Source organism: Staphylococcus argenteus (genome assembly GCF_000236925.1).
GTDB lineage: Bacteria > Bacillota > Bacilli > Staphylococcales > Staphylococcaceae > Staphylococcus > Staphylococcus argenteus.
The window spans coordinates 1,312,276-1,326,387 of sequence record NC_016941.1 but is presented as its reverse complement, the minus strand read 5'-3'; the positions used below and the strand labels follow the sequence as shown (position 1 = coordinate 1,326,387).

Annotated in this window: 13 protein-coding genes; 1 reads left to right on the top strand and 12 read right to left on the bottom strand. The window is 30.5% G+C overall.

All coding sequences use genetic code 11. From position 1 onward, the window contains the following. Window positions 1–38: 38 nt before the first annotated feature. The 7 genes from sbcC to sosA all read right to left on the bottom strand — a co-directional run bounded on the left by sbcC (window position 39) and on the right by sosA (window position 8,223). Complete coding sequence (sbcC, locus tag SAMSHR1132_RS06245; RefSeq protein ID WP_000803179.1) at window positions 39–3,068, bottom strand: exonuclease subunit SbcC; 3,030 nt, start codon at window positions 3,066–3,068, stop codon at window positions 39–41. A gap of 3 nt (window positions 3,069–3,071) precedes the next feature. Beyond that, complete coding sequence (gene sbcD / locus SAMSHR1132_RS06240) at window positions 3,072–4,193, bottom strand: exonuclease subunit SbcD (protein ID WP_000691280.1); 1,122 nt, start codon at window positions 4,191–4,193, stop codon at window positions 3,072–3,074. Window positions 4,194–4,317: 124 nt separating this feature from the next. Beyond that, the gene (locus SAMSHR1132_RS06235) at window positions 4,318–4,785 is read right to left on the bottom strand and encodes a CcdC family protein (protein WP_000966148.1); all 468 of its coding nucleotides are present in this window, start codon (window positions 4,783–4,785) and stop codon (window positions 4,318–4,320) included. 178 nt (window positions 4,786–4,963) lie between these two features. Beyond that, the gene (locus tag SAMSHR1132_RS06230; RefSeq protein ID WP_000246912.1) at window positions 4,964–5,206 is read right to left on the bottom strand and encodes a YneF family protein; all 243 of its coding nucleotides are present in this window, start codon (window positions 5,204–5,206) and stop codon (window positions 4,964–4,966) included. A gap of 296 nt (window positions 5,207–5,502) precedes the next feature. Then, window positions 5,503–7,491, bottom strand: a complete 1,989-nt coding sequence (gene tkt / locus SAMSHR1132_RS06225) for a transketolase (protein WP_000481435.1) — start codon at window positions 7,489–7,491, stop codon at window positions 5,503–5,505. 120 nt (window positions 7,492–7,611) lie between these two features. Next, window positions 7,612–7,851 (bottom strand): DUF896 domain-containing protein, encoded by a 240-nt coding sequence (locus tag SAMSHR1132_RS06220; protein WP_000071354.1) that lies wholly within the window; start codon window positions 7,849–7,851, stop codon window positions 7,612–7,614. 138 nt (window positions 7,852–7,989) lie between these two features. Further along, window positions 7,990–8,223 carry a DNA damage-induced cell division inhibitor SosA gene (gene sosA / locus SAMSHR1132_RS06215; protein WP_000465868.1) on the bottom strand — a complete coding sequence of 78 codons (234 nt, stop codon included), beginning with the start codon at window positions 8,221–8,223 and terminating at the stop codon, window positions 7,990–7,992. Window positions 8,224–8,365: 142 nt separating this feature from the next. Between sosA and lexA the strand changes: the two genes are divergently transcribed. Beyond that, window positions 8,366–8,989: a transcriptional repressor LexA gene (gene lexA / locus SAMSHR1132_RS06210; protein ID WP_001208758.1), complete on the top strand. Its 624-nt coding sequence runs from the start codon at window positions 8,366–8,368 to the stop codon at window positions 8,987–8,989. A gap of 338 nt (window positions 8,990–9,327) precedes the next feature. On the opposite strand, the gene SAMSHR1132_RS06205 is transcribed toward lexA, so the two are convergent. From SAMSHR1132_RS06205 to SAMSHR1132_RS06180, 5 genes are all read right to left on the bottom strand, one after another. Beyond that, window positions 9,328–10,344 (bottom strand): CAP domain-containing protein, encoded by a 1,017-nt coding sequence (locus tag SAMSHR1132_RS06205; protein ID WP_169929177.1) that lies wholly within the window; start codon window positions 10,342–10,344, stop codon window positions 9,328–9,330. 21 nt (window positions 10,345–10,365) lie between these two features. Then, a complete protein-coding gene (guaC, locus tag SAMSHR1132_RS06195) occupies window positions 10,366–11,343 on the bottom strand; it encodes a GMP reductase (RefSeq protein WP_000688118.1) in 978 nt (325 codons plus the stop codon). Window positions 11,344–11,500: 157 nt separating this feature from the next. Then, the gene (gene rpsN / locus SAMSHR1132_RS06190; protein WP_001085655.1) at window positions 11,501–11,770 is read right to left on the bottom strand and encodes a 30S ribosomal protein S14; all 270 of its coding nucleotides are present in this window, start codon (window positions 11,768–11,770) and stop codon (window positions 11,501–11,503) included. Window positions 11,771–12,227: 457 nt separating this feature from the next. Beyond that, complete coding sequence (rpmG, locus tag SAMSHR1132_RS06185) at window positions 12,228–12,377, bottom strand: 50S ribosomal protein L33 (RefSeq protein ID WP_001265708.1); 150 nt, start codon at window positions 12,375–12,377, stop codon at window positions 12,228–12,230. Between the two features lie 90 nt (window positions 12,378–12,467). Then, complete coding sequence (locus SAMSHR1132_RS06180; RefSeq protein ID WP_000077642.1) at window positions 12,468–13,985, bottom strand: catalase; 1,518 nt, start codon at window positions 13,983–13,985, stop codon at window positions 12,468–12,470. Between the last annotated feature and the right edge of the window lie 127 nt (window positions 13,986–14,112).

The following is a 14,112-nucleotide window of genomic DNA, read 5'->3' as shown; positions in this document are numbered from 1 at the left end:
TTTTTTTAATCCATTGAAACATCTCTATTTTTTATGTTTTAATTTCTTCTAAAAATTGTTGAACTCTGATATTGATTTGATTTAACTTCTAAAACTAAGGGTATTCTATTTTTCAATTCAGTTACATGTGAAATGATACCAACCATTCTACCAGTTGATTTAAGATTCAACAGTGTATCTAATGCAGTTTCTAATGTTTCCTGATCTAATGTACCAAAACCTTCATCAATAAAAATAGATTCTAACGAAATGCCACCTGACTGTTGCTGTACGATTTCGCTCATCCCAAGTGCCAATGCTAATGAAGATTGGAATGTTTCCCCACCTGATAAAGAACTAATGTGTCTAGCTTTATTTGAATGTAAATCAAACACATCAATCTCTAAGCCACTAAGCCCTTGCGAAACCGCTTCACGTCTTATCAACTGATACCGATTGTCTGTCATTGTCGCTAATCTTAAATTGGCCTGCGCAATAATTTTATCTAAATAATATATTAAGACAAAATTTTCTAATGTGAGGTTTTTATTATTTTTACCGCTAACAATCTCAGATAGTTGAAAAATTTGTTGCTGATCCTTCAATTCTTGATTTAAATAATTAATGTGCGATTCAATTGATTTTAGTTTTTTCACATTACTTTCACATTGGTAATGAACTGCTGAATATTTATCTATCAATGCATTCAAATTTTCTTTACTTTGTTGATAGTCTTTTTCTAATTCAACTGGATTTATGACTACTTTACCTTTAACTAATGACTCTAATCTATTTATCTCTAATTCCAATTCGTTGTATTGTTTTTTATATTCATCTACTACTTTCTTTAACCTTACTTTGTCATCTCTCCACGTCATGATTTCTTCAACATCACTGTCTTGTGATAAATTCAACTTTGTCATTTCATTTTCAATAGCCTGTTCATTTTCTTTCAATTCATTATTATATGTTGTAGATTGTTGCTTATAATGATTTAAATTATTTTCTTCAATTAAACGCTGTTGTGTCAGCTGTGTTAACTTATTTTCAATTTGTTTTGACAGTTCCTGATGATTATTTACTTCTTGTACACTCTTATTATAGTCCGCTTCAAAGCCAGAAATATCACGATACTCTGAGAGTGTTTCAAATTCAATTATAAGCTGTTGACTCAATTTAAGTTCTGATTCATTTCTATTAAATAATAATTGACTTTGATGAAGTTTAGCTGTTAACTTTTCTTTATCAGATTTCAATTCTTCTACATGTTTATTAGTAGCAATTTGTTTATTTAATTCCACTTCTTTTTCTGTTAATCGTTCATTTAATACTTCTACAGAAATATCAAGATGTTCGTTTACATTAATATTTGATATCTTTTCATTAATATGATTCATATCAGAATGTTTTACAGCAATACTTGATTTAATAGATGTTATTTTTGTTTCTATTTCTTTTATATCAGCCTTACGTTTAGCTATACTTTCAAAATCTATGTGTTCTCCTAAATCATGAATTTCATTACCGCATATAGGGCATTGGTCTCCAATTTTTACCGCAGACTTAATTTCACGAATAAAGCTTGCTTTATCATTTAAATCTAATTTAGACTTATCAAAATGCTCAAGTTTCATTTCTAAATCACTTAGAACTGTTTTTTCATTATTAATGCTCTTTTCCAGTTCTTGTTTGCTACCCATTAATCTAATTAACTCTGACTTAGCATTTTCATTTTCCTTTATTGTGTTTATGTCGTCATTAATCTGATTCATTTCATGATTTAGAACTACAATATGCTCGTAATTACTATCATTTTTACTAATAGCAATTTCAATTTCTTCTAATGATTTGTTTAAATTACTTAATTCTTTTTTTAATTGTTTATTCTCTATTGTTAATCCATCAACTTTGTTAAAACTTTCTCGATACTTAGTAATATTATTTTTTATAGGCTTAGTTTTATCAATAAATGCAATTTTCTTATCAATAGTATGCTCTTTCTCTTTTAATACCTCATACTCTTTATCAATACTTTGTCTATTAATATCAACTTCTGAAATTTTATTTTTAGTTTCCTTGATCGCATCGTTTACTTTTATCATTTTAGCTTCAATGTGCTTTTTAGCATCAATAAAATTCAATAGACTTGTAATCTCTTGAAGTAACTTAAGTTTTTCTTCTATTCGATCAATTTCAGGTTGATTTTCCTTTAATTGAACAAAACTATTTTTATACGAGTCTAATTGTCTAATATTCTCTTGTAACAGCTTATTTTCCTGGTTTTTCTTTTCTATATTTTCAAACTTTTTAGTAGCTACTTCTTTTTCCTCGTACACATTTTTTAACTGTTGGTTAAAGTTCGTTTCTAATAAGGGGATATTTTCTAGTACCTTGTCAGTTTGTTGACTTGATATATTCATTAGACTTTTAATCTCTTCATTATTAAATGTTTCAATTTCTTGCCATAATAAATCAATTTGCTGATACCTATTTTCAATCTGCGCTTTTTCTTTTTTCACTTCTTCTTTTAATATTTCTCTTACTTCTTCAAATTTATTACTGTCAAACAGTGTACGTAATATCCCTTGCTTATCACTACTTTTTGATATTAAAAACTTTTTAAATTCGCCTTGAGGTAAGATAAATAGTTGACGAAATTGCTCTGCATTAACCCCTACTAAATCAATAATAAATTGATTACCTGCTTGCACCTTACTTTCTCTAATTTCAAATTTATCATCTACCAATTCAAATACATCAAATTTAGCATTAGTTTTAGTAGTATTCCCTTCTTTTATATATGGGCCTTGTCTATGTAATTTATAAACAAGATGATTTAGTTCAAATTGAAATGTTACAGACATAGGTTCTTTTCCATCGGCAAAATGACTTCTCAAATCATTTTCTTCTCTTTGTTTAGTTGATGCTTGCCCAAAAAGTGCATAAGTCATTGCATCGAATATCATTGTCTTACCAGACCCTGTCTTACCACTTATCAAAAACAATTCATTATTATCAATTTTAGAAAAATCAATTTCTTCTTTTAAAAATGGCCCGAAGTTTTTTAAAGTTAAATGTAATGGCTTCATTCATTAATCCTCCTTGCTCAATTTATCTTCTAAAATATTTTTAATCTTTTTTGATTGAACTTCTGACAAACCTGTATCTGTAATATAATTATAAAATTGTTCAATTATAGTCATATCATCTTTTCTGCTAATATCAATAACATTTTTCTCTTCATTATAATTAAAAGTTTCATTTGTCAGCGCTAAAGTATTGGGATAAACCTGCTTTAAATGCATCATAGGATCTGTTATATGAGACATATTTGTAAGTTTAAAATGAAAATAATTCTCTTTATTATTTACAGCAATCTTTTCATTTATAACTTCACTGTATTCACCTGTAATAATTTCTAATTGTCTAAGAGGTTCTATTGGTATAAATTTATCACTGATATCATCACCATCGATTATAATGCGTCTATACCCTTTAGATTGACCTACTTCAGAAAACGAATACTGTAATAATGAACCACTATATTTAATCTTTTTATCATTAATACTAAATGGGTGGTGTAAATGCCCAAGCATTATATGATCAAATACATTAAATACATTTTTTTGAACGGACTCTACCGTACCGATTGTGAGCGGTCTCTCTGAATCAGATGTTTTACCACCTTGTACAGTCAAATGACCAATTAGTATATTAATTGCTTTCGGATCAAGTAAATGTTGAATTTCATCAATGCATCTAGAAATACCTTGTTGATGATTTTCAATGCTTTCATCTTCAAAATAATGCTTCATTTCGCTAACAGTAGCATATGGCAATGTATAGAAATTTACTTCATTAATAGTTATCGGTGACTTAATCGTTGTAAAATCTGTTCTTATGTATAGTTGACTATGTTCAAACCAACTTGCGCCGTAATTCAATCTTTCTTTACCATCATGATTCCCACTGATTATAATAATTGGAATATTTAACTCTAAATTAAGTTTACCTATTGTTCGTTCTAATAACATAATTGCATCTTTACTCGGATAAGTCGTGTCATATAAATCTCCAGCTATAACAATGACATCTGGTTTTTCTATGATCATTTGTTCAACGAACTTATCCAAAATATATGCTTGGTCCTCTAACAATTGTTTGCCGTTTAATATTTTTCCTAAATGCCAATCTGCTGTATGTATAATTTTCATTATTGCCTCCGCATAGAACATTTGTTCGCTTTTTATTTTAATATATTCTTCATTCTGTTTCAAGTAAAATTAAAACCACTTATTGACTAATTTAGTAGCCAAAAACAAGTGGTTTTAAAAGTAATTAATTGATTAATGTTTTCTTTAATTTTTTATATTTATATAGCATTGCTAATCTCCAAGGTACAATCATACAAAATGCTAATAAAAAGAACATGCCGCCCAACTCTCCCGGATCAATTTCATTACTAATAAATATCTTCATCACAGTACGAATAATAAGTAATGAAATTAAAATGACCGGAAATGCTTTTGAACGTTTCATATAAATCTCTGTACCTTTAACTTCAAATCGGGATGTCCATATCAAAACTGTAGAAAACAACAAGCCAATTATAAAAGCTTCTAACATTTCAGACCCAGTAAGTCTAAAATAAGGTACAACATACATTAAGGCACCCGTTGACATAAAGAACGGTGGCAAAATTATTTTTTTCTCATTTACCGGATAATTTTGAGCTTTCATACGGATAACTATAACCATAGTTCCCATAAATAAAGCTACAACTATTGAAAATATTAAGTAGAGCACGCATACACCTTCTTATAAAATAAACTCTCTGATAATCATATAAACTGAATTATAGCATTTATCATTCTTTTCGTCATTTTGTTAACTTCAATATTATTCAATGTATTTTTAATTGCTAATTTGTAATCAAAAAGAGGCCATACTCAAATTTGAGTAATAGCCTCTAAAAATCGCGAATTTACTTTTTCGCACTCTTCATATTTTGATCCATATTTTTATTCATCATCGTCATCATTTGATTAATTTTCTTTTGAGAAGGTTTTTGACCCATTTGCATCATCATCATACGAAGCATTTCTTCGTTGATTGGTGGGTTTTTCTTTAAGTAATCCATCATATATTTTCTTGCTAATAAGAAACCACCAATTAAACCTAAAATTAAAGCTCCTATTATTAAAATAATTGCTAACCAAGTTGCCATTGTTTCACCCGCTTTCTTTATCCTACTGAATTTTACTAAATTCAACACATTATTTCAAGAACTAGTTTATTCAAGTATTTTAATATCGATACTAAAAATAATATCAAAAATCACTTAGATATAATAGTGATTTTTATGATTAAATTAAAATCTCATAGTCAAACAAGAATGTTGATAGAAAGTTCAAGTATTTTTATCCCTTAAAATTGTCTTCAATGTAATGAAAACACTAATATTAAAGAAGCCTAAGATTAGGTATCTTAGACTTCTAAATACTTAAATTGTATAATAGCTTCTTATAAGCTCATTACTTGATTTAAAATATTTTCTTTAGTAAATCCATATTTTTCAACGACTAAATCGCCAGGCGCACTTGCACCAAAGCCATCAATAGCGATAACTTTACCAGCAGTACCTACATATATATGCCATCCAAGTGGTGAAGCCATTTCTATAGCAACACGTTTAGTTACACTTGATGGAATAACTGATTCTTTATATTCATCAGATTGTTGTTCAAATGCATTCCAGTTAGGCATAGAAACTACGCGTACAGATTTACCTTGTTTTTCAAGATCTTTTGCAGCTTCAATTGCTAAGCTAACTTCCGAACCAGATGCTAATAATAAGAATTCTGGCGTTTCTTCAGTGCCATAAACTGTATATGCACCTTTACGCACACCTTCTTCAACTACATTTTCAGGTACATCTAACACTGGTAAATTTTGGCGTGTTAATACTAATGAAGTTGGAGTTGATTCTGATTCTAAAGCAACTTCCCAAGCTACTCTAGTTTCATTTCCATCTGCAGGACGGATAACATTCATATTAGGAATAGCTCTTAACCCAGCTAATTGTTCAATAGGTTCATGTGTAGGTCCATCTTCACCAACTGCAATTGAGTCGTGTGTAAAGATAAATGTTGCATTTAATCCCATAATTGATGATAAACGCAATGCCGGTTTTAAATAATCACTAAATACGAAGAAAGTTGCTCCATATGGATGTAAACCTCCATGAGCAGCCATACCATTAACAGCAGCTCCCATTGCAAATTCACGTACACCAAACCATACATTTTTACCTTCCGGTGTTTCAGAACTATAGTCAATTGCATTATTTACATTTGATTTATTAGAACCAGCAAGGTCTGCTGATCCTCCAAAGAATGAAGGGACAGTTTTACTAATAGCTTGAATGATTGCTCCAGAGTCAGCACGAGATGCACCGCTATGTCCTAATTCAAAGCGAGGTAATTCATCTTTATAATTATTAGGTAGTTTTCCACTAACTGCTAATTTAAATTCTTCTGCTAATTCAGGATAAGCTTCAGCATATTTTTCTAATAATGCATTCCATTTAGACTCATCTTCATTAGCGCGTTGTAACATTGTACTTTGGAAAATTTCATAAACTTCCTCAGAAACATTGAAACGTTTTTCAGGATCTAAACCATAATTTTCAAAAGTTAATTTTCTTTCGTCTTCACCTAAAGGCGCACCATGAACACCATTAGTACCTGCTTTATTTGGAGAACCAAAGCCAATTGTTGTTTTAACTTCAATAATAGTCGGACCTTCTTGAGATTTAGCTTTAGTAATAGCTTGATCAATCTCTTCTAAATCATTGCCATCTTTAACTAATAGATAGTTCCAACCATATGCTTCAAAACGTTCTTTAGTATTTTCTGAAAATGCTTTATTCAATTCACCATCAAGTGAAATATCATTTGAATCATATAGTACGACTAATTTACTTAGTTTATTATGACCAGCAAATGAAGCAGCTTCATGTGAGATACCTTCCATTAAATCACCATCAGAAGCTAATACATATGTGTAGTGATCTACAACATTGTATCCATCTTTGTTGAATTTACCAGCTAAATGATCTTCGGCTAATGCCAAACCAACTGACATAGCAAATCCTTGTCCAAGTGGACCAGTTGTAACTTCTACACCATCAGTATGTCTGTATTCAGGATGACCTGGTGTCTTAGAACCCCATTGTCTAAATTGTTTTAATTCTTCTAATTCTAAACTTCCTGAAACGTGTAACAAACTATACAATAATGCTGAACCATGCCCAGCTGATAGTACGAAACGGTCTCTGTTAAAGTAATCTTTTGATTGTGGGTTGAAATTTAAGTGACGCGTCCACAAAGTATAAGCCATTGGGGCAGCTCCCATTGGTAGTCCTGGATGACCAGAATTTGCTTTTTCGATTGTGTCGATACTTAAAGCACGTAACGTATCAACAGCTAATTGATCTTTTTCATTAAACATCTTGTATATCTTCCCTTCTTCAATTTTATCAAATACATTATAACTTATTTTAAAATAAAAAGATAAGTAAAATACTTAAATCAAATTTTAATGTCAGAAAATTCTATATATAGTTATGAACTAATTTTGATTGTCTCTTTTTTCCTGTATCTCTTTGATTTTTTCCGGTGTAACATCATTACCCTCCGGATCAATCACTTTTGTATTTTCTATTTGTTGTTTAAATCCTTTTCTAAAACTTTCAAGATAAGCTTTTCTTAAAGCTGTTTGCTCTTTCGCCTCTTCTTGTGTTAAACCTTCTGCTTTTTTCTTTCTAGCTAATTCATTTATTCTTTCGATATTCAAATCTGAATTACTCATTAAAAAACCTACTTTCACTGTATTTATCCAACCATTATAATACTTTAACAAAATATAACAAATTTAAGATCATCTAAAAAGTAATAAAAAACGCTACTTTGCAGAAATAAGCAAAATAGCATAGAAAAATTTATCGAATTAATTTATAAACGCGAACACTTTTCGGTCTTTTTGTTCGTCTTCGTTTGTAGGGATACTATGTTCGTATGTTTTGTCAATCGCTTTTGTCTTAATTTGGTGATCAGTCATCTCGTACGTTTGTTCCGTGTGAGCACTGATGTTCGCACTTAATAAGAATATAGAAAAAGCTGTGCTTGAAACTAAAAATATGATTATATATGTGGATAAGTTTTTATATTTATTGAAAAACATCGATTTCACTCCTAGAACATTTGTTTGTATAAGTAATTTATCAGAACTTATGTTCTATGTCAACATTTTAACGAACAAATGTTTGTTTTAGTTTTGAATTAATGCTATAATAAATTTAAATTAAATTAGGGAGTGCCTATATATGAGAGAATTAACAAAACGACAAAGCGAAATATATAATTATATTAAACAAGTTGTTCAGTCGAAAGGTTATCCACCTAGTGTTCGTGAAATTGGCGAAGCGGTTGGTTTAGCTTCAAGTTCAACAGTTCATGGCCATCTTTCACGTCTTGAGGAAAAAGGATATATTAGACGAGATCCAACGAAACCTCGTGCAATTGAAATTGTAAGTGATCAAACAAATGACAATATTAATATGGAAGAGACAATTCATGTTCCTGTTATTGGTAAAGTTACTGCTGGTGTTCCAATTACCGCAGTTGAAAATGTAGAAGAATATTTTCCATTACCAGAACACCTAACATCAACACATAATAGCGATATATTCATTTTAAATGTTGTGGGCGACAGTATGATTGAAGCAGGTATCTTAGATGGAGATAAAGTAATTGTTCGAAGCCAAACAATTGCAGAAAATGGTGATATCATCGTTGCAATGACAGATGAAGATGAAGCAACGGTTAAACGTTTTTATAAAGAAAGAAATCGATATCGTTTACAACCTGAAAATAGCACAATGGAACCAATATACCTTGATAACGTTACAGTTATTGGTAAAGTAATTGGTTTATATCGCGAAATGTAATATTTCAACAATTTATATATAATCGCATTTGTTAAACCCTCATTCATAATAAATTTCCAACCTCTTGAAATCTCAATGATTATCAAGAGGTTTTTTATGCCATCCTTTATATGTATGTTACAACACTAGAAACAATCAGAGTTTTAGTTATACATAAAGTAAAACTCGCCTCTACAATTATATGCAGAAGCGAGCTAATATTATTTTTTACTATCTTTTTTATTTAATATGTCTTTGACGCGTTCTAATATATCCGCATCTTTTGGTTTGTCTTAAATCATCATGTTTATCTACTTCCTTACAGATAAACATTACCCTTTAAACAAGCTTTAGAAACATTATCCAGTGTAATTTTCTGTCCAAAACGGTTGTTTTTCATCATTAAAATCAACACCAACACCTAATGTATTAAATGCGTCGTTTAAAATATTCTTTCTATGACCAAGAGAGTTCATTAACCCTTCATGTGCGTAAATACTGCTTACTTGGCCATATGCTAAATTTTCACCAGCTGACCTAAATGTTATACCATCTTTTTTCAATCGATCAAACGGAGATTGACCTTTTAAGTTAGTATGATCAAAATAGTGGTTATCTGCCATATCTTTACTGTGTTTTCGTGCTGTTTCAGAATTCTGTTTTGAATACTTTAGCGTTGGTAACTCATGTTGTTTTCTTTCAGCATTAACTAAATCAAAATTTTGAAGCTCGTAACTATTTGCCAGTGATTTTGATGGCGCGCCATACTGTTCTTTCAATCTATTTTCCATAGCATCGCTTACTTGCAAAACAGCTGTTACATTATTACGTCGATGTTTATCATAAAATACCGTCGTATAAATATGATTTTTATGGAAAACATCATATTCTTTATTATTTTGTTCGTAACGAACTCTACCTTTAACAATCTCGGTTTCTGGTTCGCCTAATCTTTGCCTTACAACCGATTTCGGTGTGTTATATTTAATTTTTGATTTTGAAGTGATGATATTTTGATTTGAATATATCGCATTAACTTTATCTTTAATGTAACTTACCATTATAAAATTATTGTAATCACCATCATAATACGTATACCACTTCGTACCATATTCATTAAATGTCACTCTTTTAGGTTGTTTCAATACCTTTTCAACTTCTGATTTAGACATGTTCATCTGAATATTATTAAAGGCAAATTGTTGTTTCTTTGGCGTATCCAATTTATTTTCTGCAGAAATTGTTTCTTTATTGATGTGAATATCAATATATTGTCTTACTTCATTTTGTAAATGAATGAATGGTTTAAATTCTGTCATTGGCGCGATGATAATAATCGATAATAACGCAACAACAGTTACTATGAACTTTTTAATTTACATCACCTACTATAAATATTAATCTCTATCTCCATTAAAAATAGAGTTTCTTACAATAACATAATCTACAGTACGTAATGATTTCAAGTCTTTTCCACCGGCATATGAAATTGAACTTTGTAAATCTTGTTGCATTTCATTTAAAGTATCAAATAATGAACCTTTATGTTCTACAAACATTTTCTTACCTTCAACATTTTTATGTTCACCTTTTTGAAATTCTGAAGCACTTCCAAAATATTCTTTATACTGTTTGCCGTCAAGTTCAACAGTCTCACCTGGAGATTCTTCATGCGCAGCAAAAAGCGAACCAATCATGACCATTGATGCGCCAAAGCGAATAGATTTAGCTATATCACCATGTGTTCTTATACCACCATCAGCAATTAAAGGTTTACGTGCAGCTTTACTACATAAATTTAATGCTGCTAGCTGCCAACCGCCTGTACCAAAGCCAGTTTTAATCTTTGTAATACAAACTCTACCAGGACCAATACCAACTTTTGTAGCATCAGCACCAGCATTTTCTAATTCTCTAACACCTTCAGGCGTACCAACATTCCCTGCAATGACATAACTCTCAGGTAAATGTTTTTTTATATGTTTTATCATATTAATTACTGAATCAGAATGTCCATGAGCAATATCTATTGTTATATATTCTGGTATCAATTTATCTTGAGCTAATTTTTCAATAAATTCAAATTCTGATTTCTTTACACCTACTGAAATTGATGCAAATAAACCTGAATCTTGCATATTTTTTATAAAAGGTACTCTAGCTTTTTCATCAAAACGATGCATGATATAGAAATAATCATTTTCTGCAAACCGTTTTGCTAATGTTTCATTCATAACTGTTTGCATATTCGCAGGAACTACAGGTAGTTTAAACGTCTTCGGTCCAAATTGAATCGATGTGTCACATTCAGATCTGCTTTCAACAATACATTTATTAGGTATTAACTGAATATCTTCATAATCAAATATTTTCACTTTAAATAGCCCCTTTTAAAACTAATTATTTTATTAATGCAAATTAAAAACCGGATGTTTTCTTGATTAATTCCGAAAACATTCAGTTTATAGCATTCGTATATACTGTACATTGTTTTATTAATATTGTAAATGGGCTAAAGTACGAAATTTAATTTTACCAGCTTGATTTTTTAACACCTGGAATTTGTCCTTTATGTGCATGTTCTCTAAATGCAATACGTGACATTTCAAATTTACGTAATACACCTCTTGGTCTACCCGTAACTTTACATCTTCTTGTTAAGCGTGTTGGTGATGAATCTCTAGGTAATTTTCTTAATGCTTCATAATCACCTTTCGCTTTTAACTCTTTACGTAACTCATAATATTTATTTACTAATTCTTCTCTTTTTCTTTCTTTTGCTATTTTAGACTTCTTAGCCATATATTGTTACCTCACTTTTTATCAAATCGTAATTATTACGATTTATATAATAACACAATAATCACATAATTCAACAGTTAAATCTTATTTATTTGCTAAATCACTCAAAAAACGTTCTATGACTTTGTAAAATTTTAATCCACTTCGAAACGACTATACTTTCTTTTAAAAAACTATTACTTTTCATTTTCTACTATATATGGAAACTCACCTTTTTTTAAAATTTACTATTACTGTATTGTTCGCAGCGTTCCAACATCATTTATCAATATACCATGATAATTTTTCCGTTTACTTCATTAAGAAATAACTCAAATCATGTATCTATATATTTACTTTATTACTTTTGAAATATGTTTCTAACTATTATATTGAATTATCATCAAAAAAACGAGCTTTCCATAAATAATGGAAAAGCCCGCTTTAATTTCAAATCGTCGTATTTGAATGATAAGAATTACTTAGTTTCACGATGTAACGTATATTTGTTTAATCTTGGGCAATATTTCTTCATTTCAATACGCTCAGGATTGTTACGTTTATTTTTAGTAGTGATATAGTTACGATCGCCACATTCTGTGCATGCTAATGTTACGTTTACGCGCACGTTAAACACCCTCTCTTGTTAGGAATCTTTACGATTTATTATATTATCATAAACTGCTCAACTACGCAATATTGAATACACATTTCAAATTTATTTTTTAAAGTTTTCGTAAGTTTCGTCACTTTCTGTTTCAAGATTAATTGAATTAATATCAATACCTAATGCTTTAGCTACACCTTCACCATATTCTGGATCAGCTTTATAGCAATGACGGATATGACGTCGCTTAACATCTTCAGATACACCATCCATTGCATTTGCTGTATTTGTGAAAATTCTTTCTTTAGCATCATCAGTTTGTAATCTAAATAACTTACCAGGTTGCTCAAAATAATTATCATCATCTTGGCGTTGATTATATTCATAGCCATAACCATCAGTTGGGAATGGTGGCTTTTTATATTCAGGTTGTGAATCAAATTTGCCTTGATTATTTGGATAATAATGTGTGCCTCCACCTTGGTTATTATCAAGCACACGCATTTGACCATCTCTGCTAAATGGACAAATGTTTTCAATACCTACACCTTTAGGCTGGTTCACAGGAATTTGCCAATGATTTACACCTAAGCGATATCTTTGCGCATCTCCATATGAGAACAAACGCCCTTGTAACATTTTATCAGGTGAAAAATCTAATCCAGGAATAATATTAGTTGGTGCAAAAGCAGCTTGTTCTACATCCATAAAATAATTATCTGGATTTCGGTTTAATTCAAACTCTCCTACTTCAATTAATGGATATTCATCGTGATACCATACTTTTGTTAAATCGAATGGATTATCCTTATGGTTTTTGGCTTGTTCTTCTGTCATTACTTGGATATACATTGTCCATTTTGGATAATCACCATTCTCAATAGCATTAAATAAATCTCGTTGTGATGAATCACGATCAGTCGCTACAATTTCAGCAGCTTCTTCATCTGTTAAATTTTCAATACCTTGTTGAGTTCTAAAGTGGAATTTAACCCAAACACGTTCGCCAGCATCATTGTACATTGAATACGTGTGAGAACCGAATCCATGCATATGGCGTAAATCTTTAGGTATCCCTCTATCTGACATTAAAATCGTCACCTGATGTAAAGCTTCAGGAAGTCCAGTCCAAAAATCCCAGTTATTTTGAGCATCTCGCATATTTGTTCTTGGATCACGTTTAACAGCGCGATTTAAACTAACAAATAACTTTGGATCTCTGAAAAAGAAGACAGGCGTATTATTCCCTACTAAATCCCAGTTACCTTCTTCTGTATAAAATTTTAAAGCAAATCCTCTAATATCTCGTTCTGCATCAGCAGCACCACGTTCACCTGCTACTGTAGAAAAACGTGCGAACATTTCAGTTTGTTTACCAATTTCTGAGAAAATCTTAGCATTAGTATACTTTGTAATATCTTTAGTTACAGTAAACGTACCAAATGCACCAGAACCTTTCGCATGCATTCGACGTTCAGGTATAACTTCTCTATCAAATTGAGACATTTGCTCTAAAAAGTAAATATCTTGCATTAAAAGAGGTCCCCTAGGTCCTGCTGTCATACTATTTTCTCGATCTGATACTGGATGCCCAAAAACTCCAGTTAATTTTTTATCATGTTGTGACATAGTCATCCCTCCACAATTTATAATTATTATAATTTAATACACATTATAATTTAACCCTAATTAAATTACAATTAAACACGCTCAAAAAGATTAAAAAATCAGAAAATTTTAATTTTTTCGCTTTAAA

Bases quoted from the DNA above. Each gene is read 5' to 3' on its own strand.
- sbcC (WP_000803179.1), bottom strand. From the start codon at position 3,068: ATGAAGCCATTACATTTAACTTTAAAAAACTTCGGGCCATTTTTAAAA.
- sbcD (WP_000691280.1), bottom strand. From the start codon at position 4,193: ATGAAAATTATACATACAGCAGATTGGCATTTAGGAAAAATATTAAAC.
- SAMSHR1132_RS06230 (WP_000246912.1), bottom strand. From the start codon at position 5,206: ATGGCAACTTGGTTAGCAATTATTTTAATAATAGGAGCTTTAATTTTA.
- tkt (WP_000481435.1), bottom strand. From the start codon at position 7,491: ATGTTTAATGAAAAAGATCAATTAGCTGTTGATACGTTACGTGCTTTA.
- SAMSHR1132_RS06220 (WP_000071354.1), bottom strand. From the start codon at position 7,851: ATGAGTAATTCAGATTTGAATATCGAAAGAATAAATGAATTAGCTAGA.
- sosA (WP_000465868.1), bottom strand. From the start codon at position 8,223: ATGTTTTTCAATAAATATAAAAACTTATCCACATATATAATCATATTT.
- lexA (WP_001208758.1), top strand. From the start codon at position 8,366: ATGAGAGAATTAACAAAACGACAAAGCGAAATATATAATTATATTAAA.
- rpsN (WP_001085655.1), bottom strand. From the start codon at position 11,770: ATGGCTAAGAAGTCTAAAATAGCAAAAGAAAGAAAAAGAGAAGAATTA.
- SAMSHR1132_RS06180 (WP_000077642.1), bottom strand. From the start codon at position 13,985: ATGTCACAACATGATAAAAAATTAACTGGAGTTTTTGGGCATCCAGTA.